At 63.0% G+C, this 21,456-nt stretch carries 23 protein-coding genes; 17 read left to right on the plus strand and 6 right to left on the minus strand.

The genetic code is table 11. The annotated features are described in order from the left end of the window. Nucleotides 1–106 precede the first annotated feature (106 nt). From EB231_RS16190 to EB231_RS16200, 3 genes are all read left to right on the plus strand, one after another. The gene (locus tag EB231_RS16190) at nt 107–733 is read left to right on the plus strand and encodes a methyltransferase family protein (RefSeq protein WP_246741022.1); all 627 of its coding nucleotides are present in this window, start codon (nt 107–109) and stop codon (nt 731–733) included. Nucleotides 734–1,101: 368 nt separating this feature from the next. Beyond that, complete coding sequence (locus EB231_RS16195) at nt 1,102–1,680, plus strand: hypothetical protein (protein ID WP_172349686.1); 579 nt, start codon at nt 1,102–1,104, stop codon at nt 1,678–1,680. Between the two features lie 297 nt (nt 1,681–1,977). Further along, a complete protein-coding gene (locus EB231_RS16200) occupies nt 1,978–2,142 on the plus strand; it encodes a DUF3309 family protein (RefSeq protein WP_064988046.1) in 165 nt (54 codons plus the stop codon). A gap of 563 nt (nt 2,143–2,705) precedes the next feature. On the opposite strand, the gene EB231_RS16205 is transcribed toward EB231_RS16200, so the two are convergent. The 3 genes from EB231_RS16205 to EB231_RS16215 all read right to left on the minus strand — a co-directional run bounded on the left by EB231_RS16205 (nt 2,706) and on the right by EB231_RS16215 (nt 4,649). Further along, entirely contained in the window at nt 2,706–3,776 is a 1,071-nt protein-coding gene (locus tag EB231_RS16205) for a sensor histidine kinase (protein WP_172349687.1), read from the minus strand. Between the two features lie 186 nt (nt 3,777–3,962). Then, nucleotides 3,963–4,256 carry a hypothetical protein gene (locus EB231_RS16210; protein WP_172349688.1) on the minus strand — a complete coding sequence of 98 codons (294 nt, stop codon included), beginning with the start codon at nt 4,254–4,256 and terminating at the stop codon, nt 3,963–3,965. Nucleotides 4,257–4,391: 135 nt separating this feature from the next. After that, nucleotides 4,392–4,649 (minus strand): hypothetical protein, encoded by a 258-nt coding sequence (locus tag EB231_RS16215; protein ID WP_172349689.1) that lies wholly within the window; start codon nt 4,647–4,649, stop codon nt 4,392–4,394. 188 nt (nt 4,650–4,837) lie between these two features. On the opposite strand from EB231_RS16215, the gene EB231_RS16220 reads away from it, so the two are divergent. From EB231_RS16220 to EB231_RS16260, 9 genes are all read left to right on the plus strand, one after another. Continuing rightward, nucleotides 4,838–5,563: a GntR family transcriptional regulator gene (locus EB231_RS16220; RefSeq protein WP_172349690.1), complete on the plus strand. Its 726-nt coding sequence runs from the start codon at nt 4,838–4,840 to the stop codon at nt 5,561–5,563. A 3-nt stretch (nt 5,564–5,566) separates the two neighbouring features. Further along, nucleotides 5,567–6,616, plus strand: a complete 1,050-nt coding sequence (locus EB231_RS16225) for an ADP-ribosylglycohydrolase family protein (RefSeq protein ID WP_172349691.1) — start codon at nt 5,567–5,569, stop codon at nt 6,614–6,616. Continuing rightward, entirely contained in the window at nt 6,613–7,590 is a 978-nt protein-coding gene (locus EB231_RS16230; RefSeq protein WP_172349692.1) for a PfkB family carbohydrate kinase, read from the plus strand. Before EB231_RS16225 ends, EB231_RS16230 begins: the two co-directional genes overlap by 4 nt. Nucleotides 7,591–7,629: 39 nt before the next feature. Beyond that, nucleotides 7,630–8,691, plus strand: a complete 1,062-nt coding sequence (locus EB231_RS16235) for an ABC transporter substrate-binding protein (protein ID WP_172349693.1) — start codon at nt 7,630–7,632, stop codon at nt 8,689–8,691. Nucleotides 8,692–8,758: 67 nt separating this feature from the next. Next, on the plus strand, nt 8,759–9,622 hold the full coding sequence (locus tag EB231_RS16240; RefSeq protein ID WP_140775664.1) for an ABC transporter permease: 864 nt from the start codon (nt 8,759–8,761) through the stop codon (nt 9,620–9,622). Then, nucleotides 9,622–10,410 carry an ABC transporter permease gene (locus EB231_RS16245; protein ID WP_172352936.1) on the plus strand — a complete coding sequence of 263 codons (789 nt, stop codon included), beginning with the start codon at nt 9,622–9,624 and terminating at the stop codon, nt 10,408–10,410. Before EB231_RS16240 ends, EB231_RS16245 begins: the two co-directional genes overlap by 1 nt. Beyond that, nucleotides 10,410–11,477 (plus strand): ABC transporter ATP-binding protein, encoded by a 1,068-nt coding sequence (locus tag EB231_RS16250; RefSeq protein ID WP_172349694.1) that lies wholly within the window; start codon nt 10,410–10,412, stop codon nt 11,475–11,477. Before EB231_RS16245 ends, EB231_RS16250 begins: the two co-directional genes overlap by 1 nt. A 70-nt stretch (nt 11,478–11,547) precedes the next feature. Next, on the plus strand, nt 11,548–12,798 hold the full coding sequence (locus EB231_RS16255) for an aconitase X (RefSeq protein ID WP_172349695.1): 1,251 nt from the start codon (nt 11,548–11,550) through the stop codon (nt 12,796–12,798). Beyond that, a complete protein-coding gene (locus tag EB231_RS16260; RefSeq protein ID WP_172349696.1) occupies nt 12,795–13,268 on the plus strand; it encodes an aconitase X swivel domain-containing protein in 474 nt (157 codons plus the stop codon). The genes EB231_RS16255 and EB231_RS16260 overlap by 4 nt, the downstream gene beginning before the upstream one ends. On the opposite strand, the gene EB231_RS16265 is transcribed toward EB231_RS16260, so the two are convergent. From EB231_RS16265 to EB231_RS35165, 3 genes are read right to left on the minus strand one after another with little or no spacing between them, the layout of a single operon-like run. After that, on the minus strand, nt 13,229–14,314 hold the full coding sequence (locus EB231_RS16265) for a siderophore-interacting protein (protein ID WP_172349697.1): 1,086 nt from the start codon (nt 14,312–14,314) through the stop codon (nt 13,229–13,231). The genes EB231_RS16260 and EB231_RS16265 overlap by 40 nt on opposite strands. Nucleotides 14,315–14,316: 2 nt before the next feature. Next, on the minus strand, nt 14,317–15,420 hold the full coding sequence (locus EB231_RS35160; RefSeq protein ID WP_340163214.1) for a TonB-dependent receptor domain-containing protein: 1,104 nt from the start codon (nt 15,418–15,420) through the stop codon (nt 14,317–14,319). Continuing rightward, on the minus strand, nt 15,312–16,436 hold the full coding sequence (locus EB231_RS35165) for a TonB-dependent receptor plug domain-containing protein (RefSeq protein ID WP_246740979.1): 1,125 nt from the start codon (nt 16,434–16,436) through the stop codon (nt 15,312–15,314). The genes EB231_RS35160 and EB231_RS35165 overlap by 109 nt, the downstream gene beginning before the upstream one ends. A gap of 180 nt (nt 16,437–16,616) precedes the next feature. On the opposite strand from EB231_RS35165, the gene EB231_RS16275 reads away from it, so the two are divergent. The 5 genes from EB231_RS16275 to EB231_RS16295 all read left to right on the plus strand — a co-directional run bounded on the left by EB231_RS16275 (nt 16,617) and on the right by EB231_RS16295 (nt 21,438). Then, entirely contained in the window at nt 16,617–17,576 is a 960-nt protein-coding gene (locus tag EB231_RS16275) for a heme/hemin ABC transporter substrate-binding protein (RefSeq protein ID WP_172349698.1), read from the plus strand. A 295-nt stretch (nt 17,577–17,871) separates the two neighbouring features. After that, nucleotides 17,872–18,960: a Gfo/Idh/MocA family protein gene (locus tag EB231_RS16280; protein ID WP_172349699.1), complete on the plus strand. Its 1,089-nt coding sequence runs from the start codon at nt 17,872–17,874 to the stop codon at nt 18,958–18,960. Between the two features lie 58 nt (nt 18,961–19,018). Then, nucleotides 19,019–19,933 (plus strand): sugar phosphate isomerase/epimerase family protein, encoded by a 915-nt coding sequence (locus EB231_RS16285; RefSeq protein ID WP_172349700.1) that lies wholly within the window; start codon nt 19,019–19,021, stop codon nt 19,931–19,933. 73 nt (nt 19,934–20,006) lie between these two features. Continuing rightward, a complete protein-coding gene (locus tag EB231_RS16290) occupies nt 20,007–21,098 on the plus strand; it encodes a fatty acid desaturase family protein (RefSeq protein ID WP_172349701.1) in 1,092 nt (363 codons plus the stop codon). Between the two features lie 28 nt (nt 21,099–21,126). Continuing rightward, nucleotides 21,127–21,438: a MocE family 2Fe-2S type ferredoxin gene (locus tag EB231_RS16295; RefSeq protein ID WP_172349702.1), complete on the plus strand. Its 312-nt coding sequence runs from the start codon at nt 21,127–21,129 to the stop codon at nt 21,436–21,438. Nucleotides 21,439–21,456 lie beyond the last annotated feature (18 nt).

Below are 21,456 nucleotides of genomic sequence, written 5' to 3' on the forward strand. Positions count from 1 at the left end.
TGGTTGCATGCAATGGTCCCGCCGAGGGATCATCGGGGTGTTTGCCTTGTTCACGTCAAAAAGTGAAACGCTTTCAAGCGCCAGCCGGGACGGGATCTTGTCCGACGTGCGCAAGCGCGAGATCCTTGCCGACCTGCGCGAAGGCTTCTTTCGCGCCTGTGCCCTGGCATGCGCGGGGCTGTTCGTCTATCGCGGCCTCTATCAGGTCGTGGAGGATCCGACCCGGCTCAACGCCGCCTTGATGGCGATTTCCGAGATACTCACCTTCACCTGGCTGCTTCTGTCGCGGCGTCCGGTGACGCGTGACTGGAATCCGCTTACGGTCATCGTCTCCGTCAGCGCCAGTTTCGGGGTTGCATTGATCAGCCTTGAACCAGGCACGGCGCTCATTCCAGTCTATATGGCCGCGCCGTTGCAGTTCGCGGCGCTGCTATTCGTCATCTGGGGCAAGATATCGCTGGGCCGTTCCTTTGCCATCCTGCCCGGCAACCGTGGCGTGATGACAGGCGGCGCCTACCGTATCGTGCGGCACCCGATCTATGCCGGCTACCTTGCCGGCCACGTGCTCTACCTGCTGTCGGCCTTTTCCTTCCACAATCTCGCGGTCTATGCGGTCATCACCTATTTGCAACTGTATCGCATCCTGCGCGAGGAGGCCCTGCTTGCGGCCGAGCCGGAATATCGCGCTTACATGGAACGGGTGCACTACAGGCTGTTCCACCGGATATTCTGAGAGCAGGACTGTCGATGAAGAGGGGCCGATCCTGTCAGGCTTGGGGATGGCCGGCAGCGCTTGCCCGGAGCGGTTCCTCGTTTCTGTCCTGATCGCTGAGTGATGTCCGATCTCCCGGTTTGCGCCAAGCGGAGATCAGCAATGGCGGGAGTGACGCTTCCATGGAAAATCGTTTTATCTCTAGATAAGACACTATATCGATACACATGTATTTTTTATTCATTTTATAATTTATGATTTTTTCATTTAACAACTAATCATCCTCGCAAGTATGAGATGATTTGAAACCTGATCTCCCCTGTCACGTAGTTGAATCTGCAATCGGCTGTATGCCGACTGCCTTAGCGCAACGACAACAGGAGAGTGTTATGGCTTTTACCTTCAAGACAGTCGCCAGTGTGTTGGCCGGTAGTGCAATAGTCGTCGTTCTTTCCTTGCCAGCGAATGCGGCAGGGTTGGGTGTCGGCGCCTCGGTGGGCGGTAGCGGTGGCGTCAATGCCGGTGTCGGCGCGTCCGTCGGCGGCAGTGGTGGTGTCAACGCCGGCGCCGGAGCTTCGGTTGGCGGGAGCGGTGGCGTCAATGCTGGCGCCGGTGCCAATGTCGGCGGATCGAACGGCGTCAACGCCGGATTGGGGGCCTCGGCCGGTGGAAGCAACGGCATCAATGCCGGGGCCAGTGCGAGTGTCGGCGGCACGGGTGGCGTTACTGCCGGGCTCGGCGCCAATGTCGGCGGCACGAGCGGCGTCGGCGTTGGCATCGGCGGAACCAATCCGACAACTGCGTCCAACCCAAGCAATCCGTCGAACGCGAGCCTCCCGGGTGTCGTGGCCGAGATGTCCGGCAGCAAGGTCGCGCGCATGAAGAAGCGCTGCGTCGATGTGCTCAGCAGCGAAGGCACCTATGACCGCGATCTGCGTCAGCTCTGCCTGCTGATCGCCCGTCGTTGAGGCAAAGAGCGCCAGGGAGGGAAGTGCGAAACCAGCCGTGAGGCTTGACTGCACTCTCCTGGCCTCCGGCCGGTCGGAAGCCCGCCACTCAGGCGGGCTTCCTGCGTGTCGAGCGCTTTCAATTTCCACCGGCACTTTATTGCCCGAGATTTCATTCGCCGGCGAAAATTATCTCCGAGCGGATGCCGTGCCACAATCGCGCGGAACGGTAGAGCTGCTCGAACGTTCTCGTCTTCGAAACATCGCATGCAGCGATGTTAAAACCGGCGTGGCAGCGCCTACAGGAGCGGGAAAGCCATGAGCTTAGGCACCATACTCATCATCATCCTTGTCATCGCGCTGCTTGGCGGTTTCAGCGGGCTCGGGGGCGGGCCGTTCTATGGAACTGGCTACTATGGTGGCGGCGGGCTCGGGCTTGTGCTGCTGATCATTATCGTCCTTGTCGTGCTAGGGCGGATCTAGAGGCCCGCAAGGCTTCGGATAATCGCGATCTCGTGACCACGTTCAGGTCGGAGCGCACCGGATTGTGATGAAAGCAAGCCGGCTTGTGATCCCAGATTTTTCGCGACTCTCGTATTGTGAATTCGGTCCACACCCCCCGTGGAAACAAGAGGAGAGGGTCCCACCCCTTCATCCTCCTCCAAGGCCCGCCCCGGCATTCCGGAGCGGGCTTTTGCATTGAAGCCGAGGGAACCGGCTTGCGTCGAGACTGTGGAGTTTGCGGAAGGCTGCCCGATGCCTGCAACACTTAGAACCACATTCTGCGAAATTCGCGATGATCTTCATGTCCTGCGGCGGATGTTGGCGGCTGGCAAGCATATCGAGACATCCAGGGGATCGATGGGTTGATGGCATAGCGGAAAGCGGAGGCGATCAAGGTCATGCGGCCAATCCCCATGCATGCGAATTGGTGGGAGCCTGGAGCGCCGAAGCCCGGCGATACTCTGGTGCCCTCGGGCAGCCATCTTTTCTATCAGATCAGGATCGAGGCGATGTCGGGAAGGCAGGCCTCGTGATAGCGGTTCTTACGCCGCGCGCGGCACTCGTGAGGTGAACGTTGCCCGGGTGACCGAGACGCTTGTGCCGTTGGTGTCGCTGATGGTTTCCACCTTGGCCTCCAGCTGTTTCACCAATGCCTCGACAATCGCTGTTCCAAGTCCAGTACTCGACAAGTCGTTGGCGATTTTGCCGACGCCGTTGTCCGACACCGTCAATTTCCAGTCAGTGCCGGCGGTCTCGAAGGTAACCTGGATACGGGCGCCGGACTTTTCCTTGGGGAAGGCATATTTGATGGCGTTGAGGGCGAGTTCGGTGACGATGAGTCCGAGGCTGACGGCACGATGCGAGTCAATCCTGCCGCCCTCTGCCGTAACGGTTACCTCGATCGGCTGAGTCTCGCCGATCATTGACGAGGCGAGGCTGCCGCACAGCTTTGAAAGGTAGGAGCCGACATCGATCTCGTCGACGCCGACCGAGGTGTGGAGATGGCGTTGCACCTCGGCCACGGACAACACGCGCTGGTGGGCATCCTTGAGATGCTGGCGCGTCTCTTCCGACGTGACCGAGCGTGCCTTCAGCAACAGGATGCTGGCGATGATCTGCAGGCTGTTGGCAACCCGGTGCTCCATTTCGCGCAGCAGCACGTCCTTCTGCTGGAGCAGATCCTCGGTGCGGCGCAGCAGTTCTTCCTTTTCCCGTTCGATGACACGGCGGGCGGTAATGTCATTGAAGGCGAGAAGGATGGTTACGGCCGGGCTGTGGTCGTAAAGCACCTTGCGGGCGTTGAGCAGCATGGTGCGGCGGCCGATCCGCGGGAAATCGTGCTCCACCTCGAAACCGTCCATGGCGGTTTTCTCGGGAATGATCGTCTCCAGCAGCAGGCGAAGTGCTGGAATGTCCCACTGCCCATCGCCAAGCGCGTAGAGCAGCGTGCCCTGGGTCTGTGCGGGGTCGACTTCGAATGTCTTGTAGAAGGAGCGGCTGGCGGCCAGCACGCGAAACTGCTCGTCGAGCACCAGGAATGGCTCGGTGATCGTGTTGACGATCGCCTGCGCCAGCGTCTGCGCGTCCTCGATGTTCGCAATGGGTTGAAACATGAGCAACAAGCCAGACGAGCGGCGTTTTGCCTCTCCAAGCAAGGACTTTACACCTTTGCCTGACCGCTGTCGCGAAGTGAATCGCCAGCCACGATGACGTGATGTCCCGTGTATCGGCGAAAAGGCGGGCACTCGGCCCGCCTTCGTCCGGCTGTTCGATTTAGGCGTGCGCCCAATCGTGGTGCGTCAGTTTGCGCCGCCGAGCTGCTTGGTCATCTTGCAGAAATTGTCATGCGACTTGGCAATGGCGTTGTCGCCGCATTCTTTCATCATGCCTGCGCGGTCTTCTTCTTTCATGGCCATCCAGGCGGCCTTGAATTCCTTTTCGGATTTCATCGTCTTCATGCCGGAGTCCGTATAGAAGGGGGCCATCTTCTCCGGATTGTCGAGCGCGGAGGTGTTGCCGCCAGAAGCGGCCAACGCCGAGCCAGTCATCATCGCAAGCGCCATCGCGCCCATCGTGAGCATCTTGAAGTTCATCTCGGAATTCCTCTCTGTCGAGGTCATTGGAATAAACGACCTGAAGACAAACGGTATTGAGAGAAAACAGTTCCTTCAGGCGAGCTAATATTAAAATCAGATTTTATTCCACCTGTCTGCCTGAGCGCTGCCGAATTATTCCATGTCCGGGACGTCGCCGCTGACAAACAGCGTGGTCGGCGGACCGTAATCTCCGAGTGTCGGGTCGGCATCGCGGCTCCAGGCGATCACGCCGGCATGTTTTGCCGCCAAAGTCCTGGCCGTGCGTATGGCGCGGTCTTCGCTCTGTTGGTCAGCGGGGCCGAAGGCTGGAAACAGGTCACCGTCCTCGCCGCGATCGAACGCGACCACGACGATCAGCCTGGGATTTTTTTGCTCTGTTGAATGGGACATGTTGCTCCTTCGCCGCGCGAACGTATCACACTGCCGGCACCAGTGGTCGGTTGTCCGGCTCTCCCACCACATTTTCCGGGGCTCCCCGGAACGCGCTGCCTTCTCCAACTGCCTTGGCGCTGCATTGACACGCGTTTTGTGACCATATATTGAACAGGATTATACAGGTTCACTGAACAGGTACGCATATGAAGCGGCGCGCGGTTCAACTGTCTCCCGGCACGGGCAAGCCCGAGCAGATCGCGACCGTTCTGGAACATGAAATCCGTTCCGGCCTGCTCGGTTTCGGCGACCGCCTGCAAAGCGAAAACGAGCTCGTCCAGCGCTTCTCCGTCAGTCGCAACACGGTCCGCAAGGGCCTCGAGGAACTGTCAAGCCGCGGGCTGATCACCACCAAGGTCGGCATCGGCTCCTTCGTCACCTTTGACGGCAAGCCGGTGGACGACGCCATCGGCTGGTCGCGGGCGCTCGCGAATGCGGGTGCCAATGCCGAGACAAGGACGCTGCGGCTGGAAGTCATCGAAGACGCCGATCTCGCTGCCTTGCTGGAGATCGAAAGCCCGTTCTTCATCGCCGTCGACCGGGTGCGCACCAATGCCAGCGATGGCCATGCGATTTCCATCGAGCGCAGCCGCCTGCCGCTGTCGCCGGAACTCGAGGATGTGCCGCTGCGCGGCCTGCGCGAGGGGTCGCTGCACCAGACGCTGCGCGGCGCCGGCCTGATCCCCGACCATGGCGAGGAATGGGTGGGCATCGAGATGCTCAATGCCGAGGACGCGGCCATTCTGGGCTGCCCGCAGGGCACGCCCTTCCTGCGCGGCCGCCGGCTGACGCGTGCGGCTGACGACCGGCCGATCGAATATGTCACCAGCCTGCTCAATCCCGCGCATTTCGCGCTGCATATGAGGTTCTGAGCGATGCCGGACAACATCACGCTTGATCGCGCCATGGGCGCGCTTGTCGGCGGAGCGCTGGGAGACGCGCTCGGCATGCCGACGCAGCTTCTGTCGCCGGCCCGGATTGCCGAGCTCTATGGCCATGTCGAGGATTTCATCGCGCCCTTCGCCGATCATCCGGTGTCGAAGGGACTGCTGGCCGGCACCATCACCGACGATACGGAACAGGCGCTGCTGCTTGGCCGAATCCTGGTCGAGTCCGGCGAGCGCTTCGACCATGCGCGCTGGGTCAACGCGCTGCTCGACTGGGAGCGCGAGGTCAAGGCGCGCGGCAGCTACGATCTGCTGGGCCCATCGACCAAGCGTGCCATCGACGCCATCAACAATGGCGTGCCGGCACAAGAGGCGGGGCGCGGCGGCGACACCAATGGCGCCGCGATGCGCATCGCGCCGGTGGGCATCATGATGCCGCTGGAGCCGCTCGATGCATTCGTCGCCAAGGTGGCTGAAACCTGCCGGGCGACGCACAACACCTCGATAGCCATATCGTCAGCCGCCGCCGTCGCGGCCGCCGTCAGCCGCGGCGTGTCCGGCGGCGACTGGCGCGCCGCATCCGACAGTGGCGTCGCGGCGGCGAGGCGAGGGGCGACGCTTGGCCATTGGGTGACCGGCGGCGACATCGCGGCGCGTATCGTCTGGTCGCGGGATCTGGTGCGGGGCAAGGTGATGGGGGATGCAATCCGGCTGATCACCGATCTGGTCGGTACCGGCGTGGCCAGCCAGGAATCCGTTCCGGCGGCCTTCGCGGTGCTCGAGGTCGCCGGCGGTGACCCCTGGCAAGCGGCGGTCATCAGCGCCAATCTCGGCGGCGACACCGACACGATCGGCGCCATCGCAGCCGGCATGGCCGGCGCCTGCACCGGCTTTTCGCAATTGCCAAGGGATCGCGTCGCCGGTCTCAGGGGGATCGACATCGTGGAGGTTCGTGCGCTTGCCGCCGACCTTGTTGCGGCGCGTACGTCCAAAGACCTTGCGCCAAAAACCGGCTCCGGCAAGGACGCGGCGGCATGAGCGGGCGGCTCGTTCATATCGGCAGCGCGGTGGTCGACTATGTCTACCGCATCGACGCATTGCCGGCGCCCGGCACCGAGAAGACGGCATCGAGCTATGCCCAGGTCGCCGGTGGCGGCTTCAACATGATGGTCGCCGCCGCCCGCACCGGTATGACAGTAGTGTTTGGTGGCCAGCTCGGCAGCGGGCCGAACGGCGATTTCCTGCGTGCCGCCTTCGCAGCCGAGGGCATCGAGACGCTGACACCGCCATCATCCTTGATGGACAGCGGCAATTGCGTCGCCATGGTCTCGAGCGATGCCGAACGCACTTTCGTGTCATGGCCCGGTGCGGAGAGCATTCTCGACCTCGACATGATGGCGCCGGTATCAGTGGCTCCGGCGGATTGGGTGTTCACCTCGGGCTATACGCTGAGCTACCCGGGCAGCCGCGAGGCGCTCGCCGACTGGATCGAGGCGCTGCCGGAAAACATTCCCTTTGTCTTCGACCCGACGCCCGTCGTTTCAGACATTCCACGCCCGATCCTGTCGCGGGTGCTGGCCCGCTCGGCATGGCTGAGCTGCAACATGGCGGAAGCCGCCGAGATCGCCGGCCAGGGCGACGTCGAGACCCTCGCGGCGCGGCTGCTTGCCGATCATTGTCCAAGGGCGGCCGGTGTCGTGATCCGCTCCGCCGCCAAGGGCTGCCATATCAGGCTTGCCGACGGTTCGACGCAAACCGTTGCCGGGTTCAAGGTCGATGCCGTCGACACCAATGGCGCCGGCGACACCCATATCGGCGCTTTCGTCAGCGCGCTGGCACGGGGGGCACATCCTTTCGAGGCGGCGCGTTACGCCAATGCGGCGGCGGCCATTTCGGTGACCCGCCATGGCGGCTCATCGGCGCCGACCGATGCCGAAATCCAGACTTTCCTGAGCCAGGCCGCCGCGACCGGCACGCCGGGCCAGAACCAGAAGGCCCATCAGATAGCCTGACAAGCCCCGCCAAGCGGGCAAACAAAGAGAGGAACCAACATGCGCATGCCAAGACTGACTGCTCTCTTGACGGCGACCGCCGTCTTCACCACCGCGCTCACGCTGGCCGCCAGTGCCGCCGAAGTGCATGTCCTCAACTGGAAAGGCTACGGCGCCGATGAGCCATGGGCCGTCGAGGCCTTCGAGAAGGCGACCGGCAACAAGGTCGTCAACGACTTCTTCAATTCCGAACAGGAAATGCTGACCAAGATCCGGACCAATCCGGGCCTCTACGACGTCGTCATGATCAACGCCGCTTTCAACGACCAGGCGATGGCTGAAAAGCTGATCCAGCCGATCGACGTGTCCAAGCTGCCGAACTATGCCGACATCAGCAAGGACAAGGCGGGCTCGCCGATGCTCGACCATGACGGCAAGGTCTACGGCGTGCCGTGGGTGTGGGGGCTGACCGCGCTCGCCATCAACGAAAAGTCCTTCGACAAGCCGCCGACGTCGATCGCCGAAATGTGGGACCCCGCGCATAAGGGCCGCGTCGTCATCCGCGACGACGCCGTCGAGGCGGTGCAGTTCGGTGCCATCGCCACCGGCCAGAACATCAACGACATCAAGGATATGGATGCGGTCAAGACGAAGCTCACCTCGTTGATGCCGCAGATCAAGACCTTCTGGAGCTCGGAGAACGACTGGAACCAGATGGTCGCTTCCAACCAGATCGACATCGGCACCTACTGGAGCGGCTCGGCCGACCGCGCCAAGACGCATTTCAAGCTGCCGGTTTCGCTGGTCATTCCGCAGGAGGGCGCCGTCGCCTGGCTCGATGCGTTCTCGATCCCGGCAGGTTCGAAGAATGTCGAAGGCGCGCAGGCCTTCATCAACTGGATGATCGATCCGAAATTCTATGTCGAATGGGTCACCAAGGTCGGCGCTCCAGTCTCTGCCAACACCAAGGCGGTGGAAGCGCTGCCCGAGGATGCCTTCAACCGCAAGGTCATGGGTGATCCCGAGGTTGCCAAGCGCATCCAGTTCCAGGCGCCGATCACCGACGCGCAGCGCGAGGCCTATCTGGCGCTTTGGCAACAGCTCAAGGTCGACGTGAAGTAGGCTTACGTCCGGACCAGTCGTCGGTTCGCGCCGGCTGGTCCTTCAAATCCTGGGGAGGAGGCTTATCATGGCAGCGCAGGGTGCACCGCGCAGCGGGCTAAGATCGGCCCTGCCGCTGCTGGCGCCGGCCTATCTCTGGCTGACGGTGGCGATCTTCCTGCCGCTCTCGGCCATGGTCTTCTTCTCCTTCATGACCGACCTGCCGCTGACGGGGAAGCCTTGGGCTTTCACGCTTGGCAATTACGCTGCCTTCTTCTCGCAGAGCCTCTATCTGACGCTGCTGCTCGCTTCGCTCAGGCTCGGCCTGGAAGTGACGCTGTGGTGCATCGTCATCGGCTATCCCGCCGCCTACGTGCTGGCCAAGGTGCTGAAGGGCCGCAGCCGCGAAGCGATCTTCCTGCTGGTCATCCTGCCCTTCTGGTCGAACGGGCTGGTGCGGATCTTCTCCTGGGCGATGGTTTTGCGCGAGGGCGGCATCCTTGATACGGCGCTCAACGCGGTGTTGCCGTTCAAGATCAATATCGATCTGATGTATTCCTATCCCGCCGTCATCATCGGCCTGGTACACTCCTACGTGCCCTACATGGTGCTGACCTGTTATCTCACCTTGCAGGCGATCGACGATTCGCTGATCGAGGCCGGTCGTTCGCTCGGCGCCTCGCGGCTGCAGGTGCTCAAGCGGGTGATCATCCCGCTGTCGATGCCCGGCCTGGTGGCGGGGGCCGCGCTCATCTTCGTTCCCGTCGTCGGCTCGTTCATGGAGCCGCGCATCCTTGGCGGGCGCACCGGCACCTTCTACGGCACCGTCATCGAGGACCAGTTCGTCGCCGTGTTCAACTGGCCGCTAGGCGCGGCACTGTCCTTCATCCTGCTGGCCGTCGTGCTGGTCATCCTGGCAATTGCCTCACCAGTGCTGCGGAGGGCCGCGTGATGATGACGACCCGCATCCTCGAATGGTTCGGCCGGATCTATATCTTGTTGCTGCTTGCCTTCCTCTATCTGCCGATCATCATCATGGCGCTGATGTCGTTCAACGTCTCGCCCTTCTACCAACTGCCGTTCGAGTGGACGACGGAATGGTACGCCTCGCTGTGGCAGAACGACCAGCTGATCGCGGCCACCTGGAACAGCCTCGAGATCGCAATCATCACCACGCTCATCAGCGTGGTGCTCGGCTCGGCGGCGTCGCTGGCGCTTTTTCGCTATGAATTCCGCGGCAAGAAGGTGCTGCAGGCACTGCTCTTTCCGCCTATCGCCATTCCGTGGCTGATCACCGGCACGGCGATGCTGATCTTCTTCTTCGGCGTCGGCATCGGGCGCGGTCTGTTCGCCATTCTGCTCGGCCATGTCGCGCTGGCGCTGCCCTATGTCATCGTCGTCGTCTCGGCCCGGCTGCAGACCTTCGCGCCGGAACTGGAAGAGGCGGCACGCTCGCTCGGCGCCAACCAGTGGCAGGTGACCAATCGCGTCACGCTGCCCTGGATCATGCCGGGCGTCGTCGCCGGTGGGCTGTTCGCATTTGCCGTGTCGTTCGACCAGTTCGTCGTTTCCTACTTCCTCTCGACACCCGGCCAGACGACGCTGCCGGTCGAAATCTACGCCGCGATCCGCAAGGGTTTCACGCCCGAGATCAACGCGGTCTCGACCATCATCATTGTCGTGTCCATGGCGCTCATGCTGCTCACGGCGCGCTTCTTCAAATTCGGCGGAGAGAAATAATGGCTGGCGTGCAGGTCGCGAACGTCTCCCGCAGCTTCGGCGCGCACAAGGCGCTGGACGATGTCTCCATCGATTTTGTCGATGGCGGCTTCTATGCGCTGCTCGGACCGTCGGGCAGCGGCAAGACCACACTGCTCAGACAGATCGCCGGTTTCGACTTTCCCGACTCCGGCCGTATCTCCATCGGCGGCGAGAGCGTCGAACGCGTGCCGGTCGAGAAGCGCCGCATCGGCATGGTGTTCCAGAACTATGCGCTGTTTCCCAATATGAGCGTCGCCGACAATGTCGCCTTCGGCCTGTCGGTGCGCGGCGAGGCCAAGGCGGTGATTGCCACCGAGGTGCAGCGCGCGCTCAACCTCGTGCAATTGGGCAAGCTCGGCGGCCGGCGCCCGCACCAGCTTTCCGGCGGCCAGCGCCAGCGTGTTGCATTGGCGCGCGCCATCGTCACCAAGCCGCGCGTGCTGTTGCTCGACGAGCCGCTCGGCGCGCTCGACAAGGCGCTGCGCGTCGACATGCAGATCGAGTTGAAACGCATCCAGCGCGAGATCGGCATCACCACCATCTTCGTCACCCACGACCAGGAAGAAGCGCTGACGATGAGCGACCGCATCGGAATACTGCGCGACGGCAGGCTCGTGCAGGAAGGGCCGCCGGAGGAAATCTACGACCGGCCGAAAAGCGAATTCGCCGCCACCTTCCTCGGCGACGCCAACATCTTTCGCGGGGACTCGACCGGCAACGGCATCCGCCTGCCGGACGGCACGGCGATCGCCGCTGGCGTGGGCGTGACGCTTGCCGCCGGTGCCAAGGCGAGCTGCGCCGTGCGGCCCGAGCGAATTCGCATTGCCACTGATGGTGGGGTCTCCGATGCGGCCAATGCGAATATGCTGAAGGGCCAGGTCTCCAAGCGCATCTTCGCCGGCAACAACAGCACCTACTTTGTCGAGCGCGCCGGCCAGACGTTGAAGGTCATCGTGCAGAACACTGGCGCTGAGAGGCTGGCGGAGGGGCAGGATGTGGTGCTGCGCTGGTCGCCGGAAAGCACGGTGTTGATCGCTGCGGGTTGATGCGCCGGGGTCTTGCCAGACTGTTCCCAATCAGGGACAGCATAGGCAGGCAAGAGCCTGGAGCATGCCGATGACCTTGGAACTGACCGCGCAGGACCGATCCATGCTCGACGGCGAGCAAGGCCCATCCGCGGCGGCGGCCATGAAAATCCTCGTCGCGTTTTCCAACGCGGTCGGCGCGCGTGGCCTGCTCGACATTTCGGGTGCCCATATCGATGGCTGCCTCTATCACGGCAAGGCCGGGCTCGATTTCGTCGAACGGCTGGTCGAGGGCGGCGGGCGCGTGCAGGTGCCGACGACGCTGAATGTCGGCTCATTCGACCTCATCCATCCGGGCATGGTGAAGATGCCGGCGGCGCAAGAGGTGCCGGCGCGGCGGCTGATGAAGGCGCATCTGGAACTCGGCTGCCAGGCGACCTTCACCTGTGCGCCTTACCAGACCCGGTTTCGGCCTGAATTCGGCCAGCAGATCGCCTGGGGCGAATCCAACGCCATCGTCTTCGCCAATTCGGTGATCGGCGCGCGCACCAACCGCTATGGCGATTTCATCGATCTGTGCTGCGCCATGACCGGACGCGCGCCCGCCTGGGGCCTGCATCTCAGCGAAAACCGGCGTGGCCGCATCCTGTTCGAACTGGACATCGCTGAGGCCGAACCAAGCGACAGCCTGTTCGTCGGCGTCGGGCTGATCATCGGGCAAGCCAGTGGCGACCGCGTTCCGGTCATATCAGGTCTACCGAAGCCACGCGACGAGGATCAGTTGAAGGCGCTGGGCGCGGCCGCCGCTACGACGGGTGCCGTGGCGCTGTTCCATGCGGTGGGCATCACGCCGGAAGCGGGGACGCTCGACGAGGCGTTGCACGGCCACACACCGGAAGAGACGATCATCGTCACCCGCGCCGATATCGATGATGCGCTGGCCAGGCTGTCGATGGTGCCGGACGGAGCGCCGCTGGCGGCCGTGTCGCTCGGCACGCCGCATTTCTCGCATGAGGAATGGATGCGCCTGTTGCCGGTGCTGCGCGAGGCATCCCCTGGCAAGGGCATCCCGATCTACGTCAACACCGGGCGCGCGACGCTGACGCGGCTGCAGGAGGAAGGCGCGCTTGCCGGCATGGAAGCGTTCGGCCTGATCCCGGTCGCCGACACCTGCACCTATGTGACCGCGATTCTCGAACGGCTCGACGGCGTGGTGATGACCAACTCCGGCAAATGGGCGCATTACGCGCCGGGCAATATCGGCGTGACCGTCGCCTTCGCCGACATGAGGGATTGCATCCGCTCCGCCGCGGCCGGCCATGTCGTGAGGAGTGGTTCATGACGCGATTGGTTGCAACGGGAGCTGTCGAATGGCCGGGCGCTTTCCAACTCGCCGGCGAGGCCGAAGGCCTGGCTTTGGTGTTTTCGCAGCCGCTCAGTTTCTGGGGCGGTATCGACGCCGAGACCGGCGACATCATCGACCATTCGCATCCTGGCCTTGGCCAGAACGTGGCCGGCAGGATCCTGGTCATGCCGAGCGGGCGGGGGTCGTCGTCTTCGTCGTCTGTCCTGGCCGAAGCGATCCGCCGCGGCACTGCGCCGGCTGGTATCCTTCTGCAGCGGCCTGACCCGATCCTGGCAGTGGGCGCAATCGTGGCGGAGTTTCTCTACGACATTCACATGCCGCTGGTCGTCTGCGACATTGCGAGGATTGTTTCCGGCGACGGGATCGCAATCGACGTTGGCCAGGACGGAGGGGCGGTCGTCAGAGTCTATCCTGCCATGAGCCCCGCAGCCCCGCGCCGCCAATAGGCCGCTGCCAGCGTCCGGTCTCGGCCCAACCCAAGCGTGTCGCGCCAATATTCGCGTACGATCCTGGCGGCACCCGCTTCCGCGGCGAACCAGCCGAAGGTCGAGCCGTCCTGCGGCCATGCGACCGAGCGGACGGCCTCGGCGAGCAGCTTGTCCTCGCCCGCCGGCACGCCATCCCTTGTCAGCCAGTGCAGTTCGATGCCGGTGGCGTTGTCGATCTGCTGCTTCTCGCCCTCGTCGGCGATTTCGACAAAGGCGACGCCCCTGGTTTGCGCCGGCAGCGTTTCCAGCAGCCGCGCCAGCGCGGGAAGACCGGTTTCGTCAGATCCCATGACATACCACTCAGCCTGCCGCACCGGGCGGCCGACCGGTCCCATGATGCCGACCTTCATCCCGGCTGCCGCCTGCATGGCCCAGGCCGAGCCGACGCTGTCACCGGGATGGACGAGGAAATCGACGTCCATGATGCCCCTGGCGACGTCGAGGGCGCGGATGGTGTAGACGCGCGCCACCGGGCGCCGGTCGTCAGCTGGCCAGACCGGCAGGCCATTGTCACCGAGCATCGGCCACAGCGGATCGGGCACGTCCCCGGTTGGGAACAGCATGCGGATATGCATGCCGCCGAACTTGGCGAAACGACCGAGGTCCTGGCCGGCAAGGCGGATGCGGCGCATATGCGGGGTGAGGTCACGAACCTCAATTACCGTCATCTCGCGGAACTGGGCGAGGCTGGTTTCGCCAGAGAGATCGCCGGTCCAGACGATCTCCGGGCTTTCCTCTTTGGCGTAGACCTGGACCGCCGTGGCGAGCAGGTCCTTGATGCGGGCGAGCCCGTCACGGTCGGGCGCGTTGGCCCGCATCACCAACTGCTCCATGTCGATGGAGGCACCGCCAAAGGTGAAGCGGAAATCAATGCGCCCGCCATGATGCGAGGCATCGGCCTCGAAGCTCCGCAGCCTGTCGCTGATGCTGTCCATGTAGTCCGGCAGGCGCCGCAGCTTGAGCCGCGCCTCGCAGGCAAGTTCATGCACCGATGCTTCGCTCATTGTCATCCTCCGATCCTGCCGGTGAGGGCCAGCTTGAAGGTGCGGCCCTTGCCCTGTTCCGTTGCAGCCGTGGTCGACCATGCGCTTTGCGGGTCGGTGTAGGCCGTGTTGAAGACGTTATCGACGCCGAAATCGAGCTTGAGATTGTCGTTGATGGTCCAGTTGGCGAAGACGTTGACGAGGTCGAAACCGTCGTTGACCACGGGCACGGCGTTGGGATTGGTGCGGCTGGTGCGGGTGATCTTGCCGACGCTGAGATATTGCGCGCCAACGGTGAGCTGGTCCTCCAGCATGCGCAAGCCGATCGTGGCCGAGAAGCGGTCGAGCGGCGTGTTGTTCAAAGCCTGGCCGGAATAGACCCCGCTGACGACCTTGGCGTCGATCAGCGCGCCCGCAAGATTGAGGAAGCCCCAGTTATAGTCGTAGACCATCTCGGCCTCGACACCCCTGAGGCGCGCGTCGCCGATGTTGATTGCCGTGCGCGGCAGGACGGTGAGGTCGACGTCGATGTAGTCCTCGACATCGGTGTGGAAGACGTTGACCTTGGCGCGCAGCCGGTCGCCCGCCGTCAGCACATCGTCGTACTTCACGTTGATGCCGGCCTCCCAGTTCTTCGCCGTTTCGGGCTGCAGCAGGAGATTGGGCCGGTAGCTGTCGGCGCCGCCATGCGCGCCGCCGCCACGGAAGACATCCTGCAGGCCCGGTGCCCGATAGCCTTCGGAATAGGTGCCGTAGAGCTGGAAGCCTTCGAAGGGCGTGACACCGACGGTCACGCGCGGCGACCAGCGGTCGCCGGAGATCGACGCCTGTTCCGGCGGCACGGAGCGGGTCTCGCCGTCGAGCTGGTAGCCGTCATAGCGCAGGGCCGTGATCACCTGCAGCCAGTTCTCGTAGTCGCCCTGCCATTGCAGGAAGCCGCCATAGCCCTGCTGTTCGCCGGCGCCGAAATGCGCGGCTTCCGAGGAGGCCTCAAGATAGTAATAGTCGAGCCCATAGGTCAGCGTGTGGGCGATGCCCCAGGCGTCGAAGCGCGAGGAATCTTCACGTTGAAGCCCGTCGTCGCGACATCGTAGAAGCGGAAATTGCCGATCGCCGAGGTGGGCCAGACCTGCGTCTGCTCGGCGCGGGTGCGGTTGTGATAGGCACTGGCGCTGAGGTCGATCAGGTCGTTGTCGTCAGGCTTCCAGGTGTAGGCGGCGGTGTAGGTCTGGTTGGTCGTGTTGGTGTCGTAGCGGCTCAGTGTCGGCGAGGTCGAGCCGCTCGAACCGGTGATCTGGTCGTTGTAGCGCTGCAGGATGGCGCCGAGCTTCAGCTCATGGCCGTCGGCCGGACGCAGTGTCGTCTTCAGATAACCGCTTGTCACGCGCTCGCCGGTCCATGGCACGGTGTCGCCATTGCCGTCGGTGTAGCTGTCGCGGTCGCGATAGATGAGGTTGCCGATGATGTCGGCATCGTCGCTGAATCGGTAAGCGCCGGTGGTGCTGGCGGTGAAGCCGTCGCCATTGCTTTCATAGCCGAGCTTCTCGCTCAGCGCCCAGCTCTCATCCTTCTTGAGAAAATCGCCGGCGTCCTTGGTTTCGAAGGAGACGACGCCACCAATGCCGCCCGAGCCATAGGCGTTGGACACCGGGCCGCGAATGACGGTGGCTTCCTTGATCAGGTCCGGCTCGACATAGAACGAGCCGGAGCCATGGCCGACGCGCCAGTAATCCTGGCGGGCACCGTCGAGCGTGACGACAACGCGGCCATACTGTTCCAGGCCGCGAATGTTGATGGCGGTCGCCGGGTCGTCGCCATTCATCGAGGCGGCGACGCCGGGCGTGGTGCGGAAAATGTCGGCGGCGGTGTCGGGCTGGATGCGGTCGAGCTCATCCTGGTCGATGGCGCTGATGGCGGCCATCGATTCGATGACGGCGGTCTTGATCATCGTCGCCGAGATGGTGATCACGTCGAGCATGGTCGCAGGCTGGCTCTGCTTGGCAGTGGCCGGCGCCAGGCGGTCGCTCTTGGTGGCGGCCTTTTTCTCCTGTTCCTGCGCGTTGGCGAAAGGCGCGGCGCAGAGGCCGAGCACGAAGGCGAGCGCGGTGCTGGCCATCAAGGTCGCGTTTGTTGTCGTTGTCATTCAAGCCCCCAAGCAAATGCAAACTGCTGGCGGTGGCCGAACGGCCCTGGCTGGCATGAATGGAATCCCTCGACTCTAGCGGTCGGGCACGGGTCACATATTAAAACATGATGACATGAGTCAACTTTAAATTTATAGGCCAAGCCAGTCATCGAAACGGCAAATGGACAGGAGTGAACGATGCAGGGCAGCGTAGGCGAGGGCAGGCGGAGTCCGTGGTTCCAGCCGGGCAGGATTCTGGCTGTGCTGTTTCTGGCGCTGTCGGTGCTGGCACCGTCCTGCGGCTTCAAGGCGCTGGCCGCCGAGAGCGTTGTCGATGCGCAGGGACGAACTGTCGCGCCGGGGCCGGCAACGAGAATCCTGACGCTTGGCTCCGATGTCACCGAGATCGTCCATGCGCTCGGCGCCGGCGAACGCATCATCGCGGTCGACCGGGGCAGCAAATATCCGCCCGAGGTGACTGAGAAGCCCAATGTCGGTTATCGCCGCCAGCTTTCGGTGGAGGGGCTGGCGGGCCTGCGTCCCGATCTGATCCTGGCGGCCGAGGACAGCGGGCCGCCGGAAGCGGTGGAGGTGCTGAAGTCGCTGGCGATCCCGATCGTCTTCGTCCCGCAGGACAACACGCCAGACGGCATCGAACGCAAGATCACGCTGATCGCCGCCTCGCTTGGGCTCGAGGACAAGGGCAGAGCGGTTTCCGCCGAGGTGCTCGCCGCCTTCCAGGCCGCCGCCGAGCTGTCCGCGAAAATCCCGCTGGAGCGGCGCAAGAAGGTGGTGTTCTTCCATGGGCTGGTGAAGTTGAGCGCCGCCGGCGCCGGCACCTCGGCCGACGCCATCATCCGCTATGCCGGCGGCCTGAACCCGATGGATGTCGTGCAAGGCTACAAGGCCGCCTCGGAGGAGAAACTGGTGGAGATGGCGCCCGATGTGATCCTGATGATGAGCGACGGCAAGGGCGGGCCGACGCCGGAGCAGGTCTTCTCAAACCGGACATTGGCGGCTACGCCCGCGGCGGCCAACAAGGCACTGATCGTGCTCGACGGCGCCTACATGATCGGCTTCGGCCCGCGCACATCGGACGCGATCCGCGACCTGGCGAAGGCGCTTTATCCGGAAGGTGATGCCCGCACCGACCCTTGATCAGCAGATGACGCCTCATTCGCCGGATCTCTGGCTTTTGAAAGGTTCGATCGACTACGGCAAATGGGTCGACAAGAGTTTTGTCGACGCCGCCGAAGCCCAGCTGGCCGCCGTCCAATAATTGTAACCCAGACATTCATGAGGTCGCGCCAACCAGGCGCGACCGTCGTTTCCGGCAGCAGTTCGTCTGCCCGGTGATCTTGTCGCCGATGGCGGCGGTGATGGGAATTGATGGTGCTGGCCTTGGCTGACCGGCAAGCCATGGCGCTATATGCTGTCCTCCAGGGAGGAATGGATGGCAGGCACGGATCTCGAACCAGATGTGAAGGTTCGCAGCAGGGAATACCGGATCGGCTGCGTCGGCGCGGGCATGATCATGGCGGAATGCCATCTGGCCGCCTATGCGCAGGCTGGTTTCCCGGTGGTGGCGATCGCCTCGCGGACGAAGGCCAGCGCCGAGAAGGTGGCCAGGCGCTGGGATATCCCCGTCGTTCACGACACGCCCGAGCAATTGATCGAGGATTCCGAGGTCGAGATTGTCGACCTTGCCTTTCCGCCGGACCAGCAGCCGGCTCTCATCCGTCACGCGCTGAGGCAGCCCCACATCAAGGCGATCCTGGCGCAGAAGCCGCTCGCGCTGTCGGTTGAGGAAGCCGTCAAGCTGCGCGACGAGGCGGCCAGGTCCGACAAGATTCTCTCGGTCAACCAGAATATGCGCTACGACCAGTCGATGCGCGTGCTGAAGCAGATCATCGACAGCGGCGCGCTGGGCGACATCGTCTTCGCCCAGATCGACATGCATGCCATCCCGCACTGGCAGGCTTTCCTTGCCGATTACGACCGGCTGACGCTCGCCAATATGAGCGTGCATCATCTCGACGTGTTACGCTTCCTGTTCGGCGATCCCCAGGAAATCACGACGCTGACACGCAAGGATCCACGCACGGCCTTCGACCATTCCGACGGCATCACCGTGTCGACTTTGCGCTTTCCTTCCGGGGTGCTTGCCGTTTCGCTGGAGGATGTCTGGTCCGGTCCGCGTGAGCAGGGCTATCGTGACGACCAGCACATCAACTGGCGTGTCGACGGCACCAGGGGGGTCGCCAAGGGCACGATCGGCTGGCCGACGGGCGTCGCTTCGACGCTGACCTATGCCTCGACGGAGACGACGGGCGGCGAATGGGTGAGCCCCAGCTGGGACACGATGTGGTTTCCACACGCCTTCATCGGTGTGATGGAGCAGCTGCAATATGCGGTGAAAACCGGCACGCCGCCGGCCCTTTCGGTTGCCGACAACGTCAAGACCATGGCGCTGGTCGAGGCCGGCTATCGCTCGATGGCGGAAGGCCGCACCGTCCGGCTTTCTGAAATCCCGACCAACTGAAATACGGACCGCGCAAAAAGCGTGGCGGCTGAATCGCTTACCGGGAGGAGTTCACATCATGATGCAGGCAGGGATATTTACCGGCTACTTTCCTTACGAGATCGACGAGGCTGCCAGGCGCATCCGCGCGCTCGGCTTCAATACCGTGCAGCTCGACATGCATTTCCGGGATATCGATCTCACCGCCGGGCAGATCACACGGGACAAGGCCAGAAAAGTGCGCGACACGTTCCGCGATCACAATCTGCCGGTGTGCTGCATTTCCGGCTACACCAACATCATCCATCCCGACAAGGCCGAGCGCGAGAAACGCGTAGGCTATCTCAAGGAAATCATCCGCAACGCACGCGAATTCGGTTCGCCCTACGTGATTTCCGAGACCGGAACCTACAACACCGAGTCCGACTGGGTGCATGATCCCAGGAACAAGACCGAGGAGGGTTTCGAGGAATGCCGCAAGGTGATTTCGGATCTTGCCCAGACCGCCTATGACCATGGCGCGGTCTTCCTGCTTGAAACCTATGTCAACAATGTCGTGGGTTCGGTCGAGGAGACGGTGAAGATGTTCGCGCAGGTCGACCATCCGGGCCTCGGCCTGCTGATGGACCCGACCAATTACTTCGAAGCGCACAACATCGATCGCATGGACCAGGTGTTGAACCAGGTGTTCGACACGCTGAGCGACAAGATCCGGATCGCGCATGCCAAGGATGTGAAGCGCTCGGGCAGCGACAAGACGGAGAAGCATGCCGACATCGGCGATGCAGACGCGCATGAGGGACTGACGTTCCGTGGCGTCGGCGAGATCGAGCTGCCGGCGCCTGGCCTCGGCTCGCTCAACTATGATCTTTATCTGAGGCGGCTCAGCGGAAAGCACCCGAACATCCCTGTCATCATCGAGCATCTGACCGAGGATGACGTGCCGCGCGCGAAAACATTCCTCGACGGAAAATTCCGCGCCAACGGTCTCTAAGTCCAAAGAGATAGAGCAGGATGTCGTCCAACAACCGCTTCACACTTTTCGGCATCATGCTCTCGAGGCGACGATGATGACGATGGCAAAAAAGCGCGATTACAGCCTGGTCGGCGAAAGCACGCGGACCGCGATCGAGACCGGCCTGGCCTCGGCCGAGTGGTACCACACCGAGGTACCGCGCAAGGCGATGAAGGAACTGATGCAGCGCTCGGACGGCCCGGCGATCCGCGACACGGTGATCTGGCTCGCTGTCATCGTGGGCTCGGCCGCCGGCATTGTCTGGTTCTGGGGTTCGTGGTGGGTTGTGCCGTTCCTGTTCGTCTATGGCGTGCTCTACGGCTCGTCGAGCGACTCGCGCTGGCACGAATGCGGCCACGGCACGGCCTTCCGCACGCGCTGGATGAACGATGTGGTCTATCACATCGCCTCCTTCATGCTGATGCGCAATCCCGTGCAATGGCGCTGGAGCCATGCCCGCCACCACACCGACACCATCATTGTCGGCCGCGACGCCGAGATCGCCGTGATGCGTCCGCCGGATTTGTTGAAGGCGGCGCTCGCCTTCACCGGCATTCTCGATTTCCGCTATTCGCTGCCGACGCTGGTGCGCCAGGCCTTCGGCACGCTGTCGGCGGAGGAGAAGAGCTACATCCCCGAAATGGAACAGCACAAGGCCGTGGTCGCTGCTCGCTGGCACGTGGCCATCTATGTGGCGACGATCGCTCTTGCGATCGCGCTGAGGTCATGGATACCGCTGGTGCTGATCGGCCTGCCGCGCCTTTACGGCACCTGGCACATGGTGACGACCGGCCTGCTGCAGCATATCGGCCTTGCCGACAATGTCGTCGACCACCGGCTCAACACGCGCACCGTCTACATGAACCCGATCAGCCGGTTCATCTACTGGAACATGAATTACCATGTCGAGCACCACATGTTCCCCATGGTGCCTTATCACGCGCTGCCCAGGCTGCACGAACTGATCAAGCACGATCTGCCCGAGCCGAACCAGTCGATGTGGCATGCCTATCGCGAGGTCTGGCCGGTTCTGCTCAGGCAGCTGAAATACGAGGATTTTTACCTCAAGCGCGAATTGCCGCCGACGGCCAGGCCCTATCGCGGCGAGTTCCACGAGGTCGATATGTCGGCAGCCGCCGAATAGCGATCGCGAGTGTTGGCAGGAGACTGAGATGGCCGATTGGGTTGAAGCGTGCGCGGTGGATGATGTCGAGGAGGAGGATGTCATCCGCTTCGACCATGGCGGCCGCACCTTCGCGGTCTACCGGTCGCCGGATGATGAGTTCTTCGCCACCGACGGCTATTGCACGCATGAGAAGGCGCATCTGGCCGACGGGCTGGTGATGGACGACATCATCGAATGCCCCAAGCATAATGGCCGTTTCAACTACAAGACCGGCCAGGCCAAGGGCGCGCCGGTCTGCGTCAATCTCGTGACCTATCCGGTGAAGATCGAGGCCGGTAAGGTGATGATCCAGATTTGACGCGCGGCAACCGACCCA

Origin of the sequence: Mesorhizobium sp. NZP2298, assembly GCF_013170825.1 — a bacterium.
Lineage (GTDB): Bacteria > Pseudomonadota > Alphaproteobacteria > Rhizobiales > Rhizobiaceae > Mesorhizobium.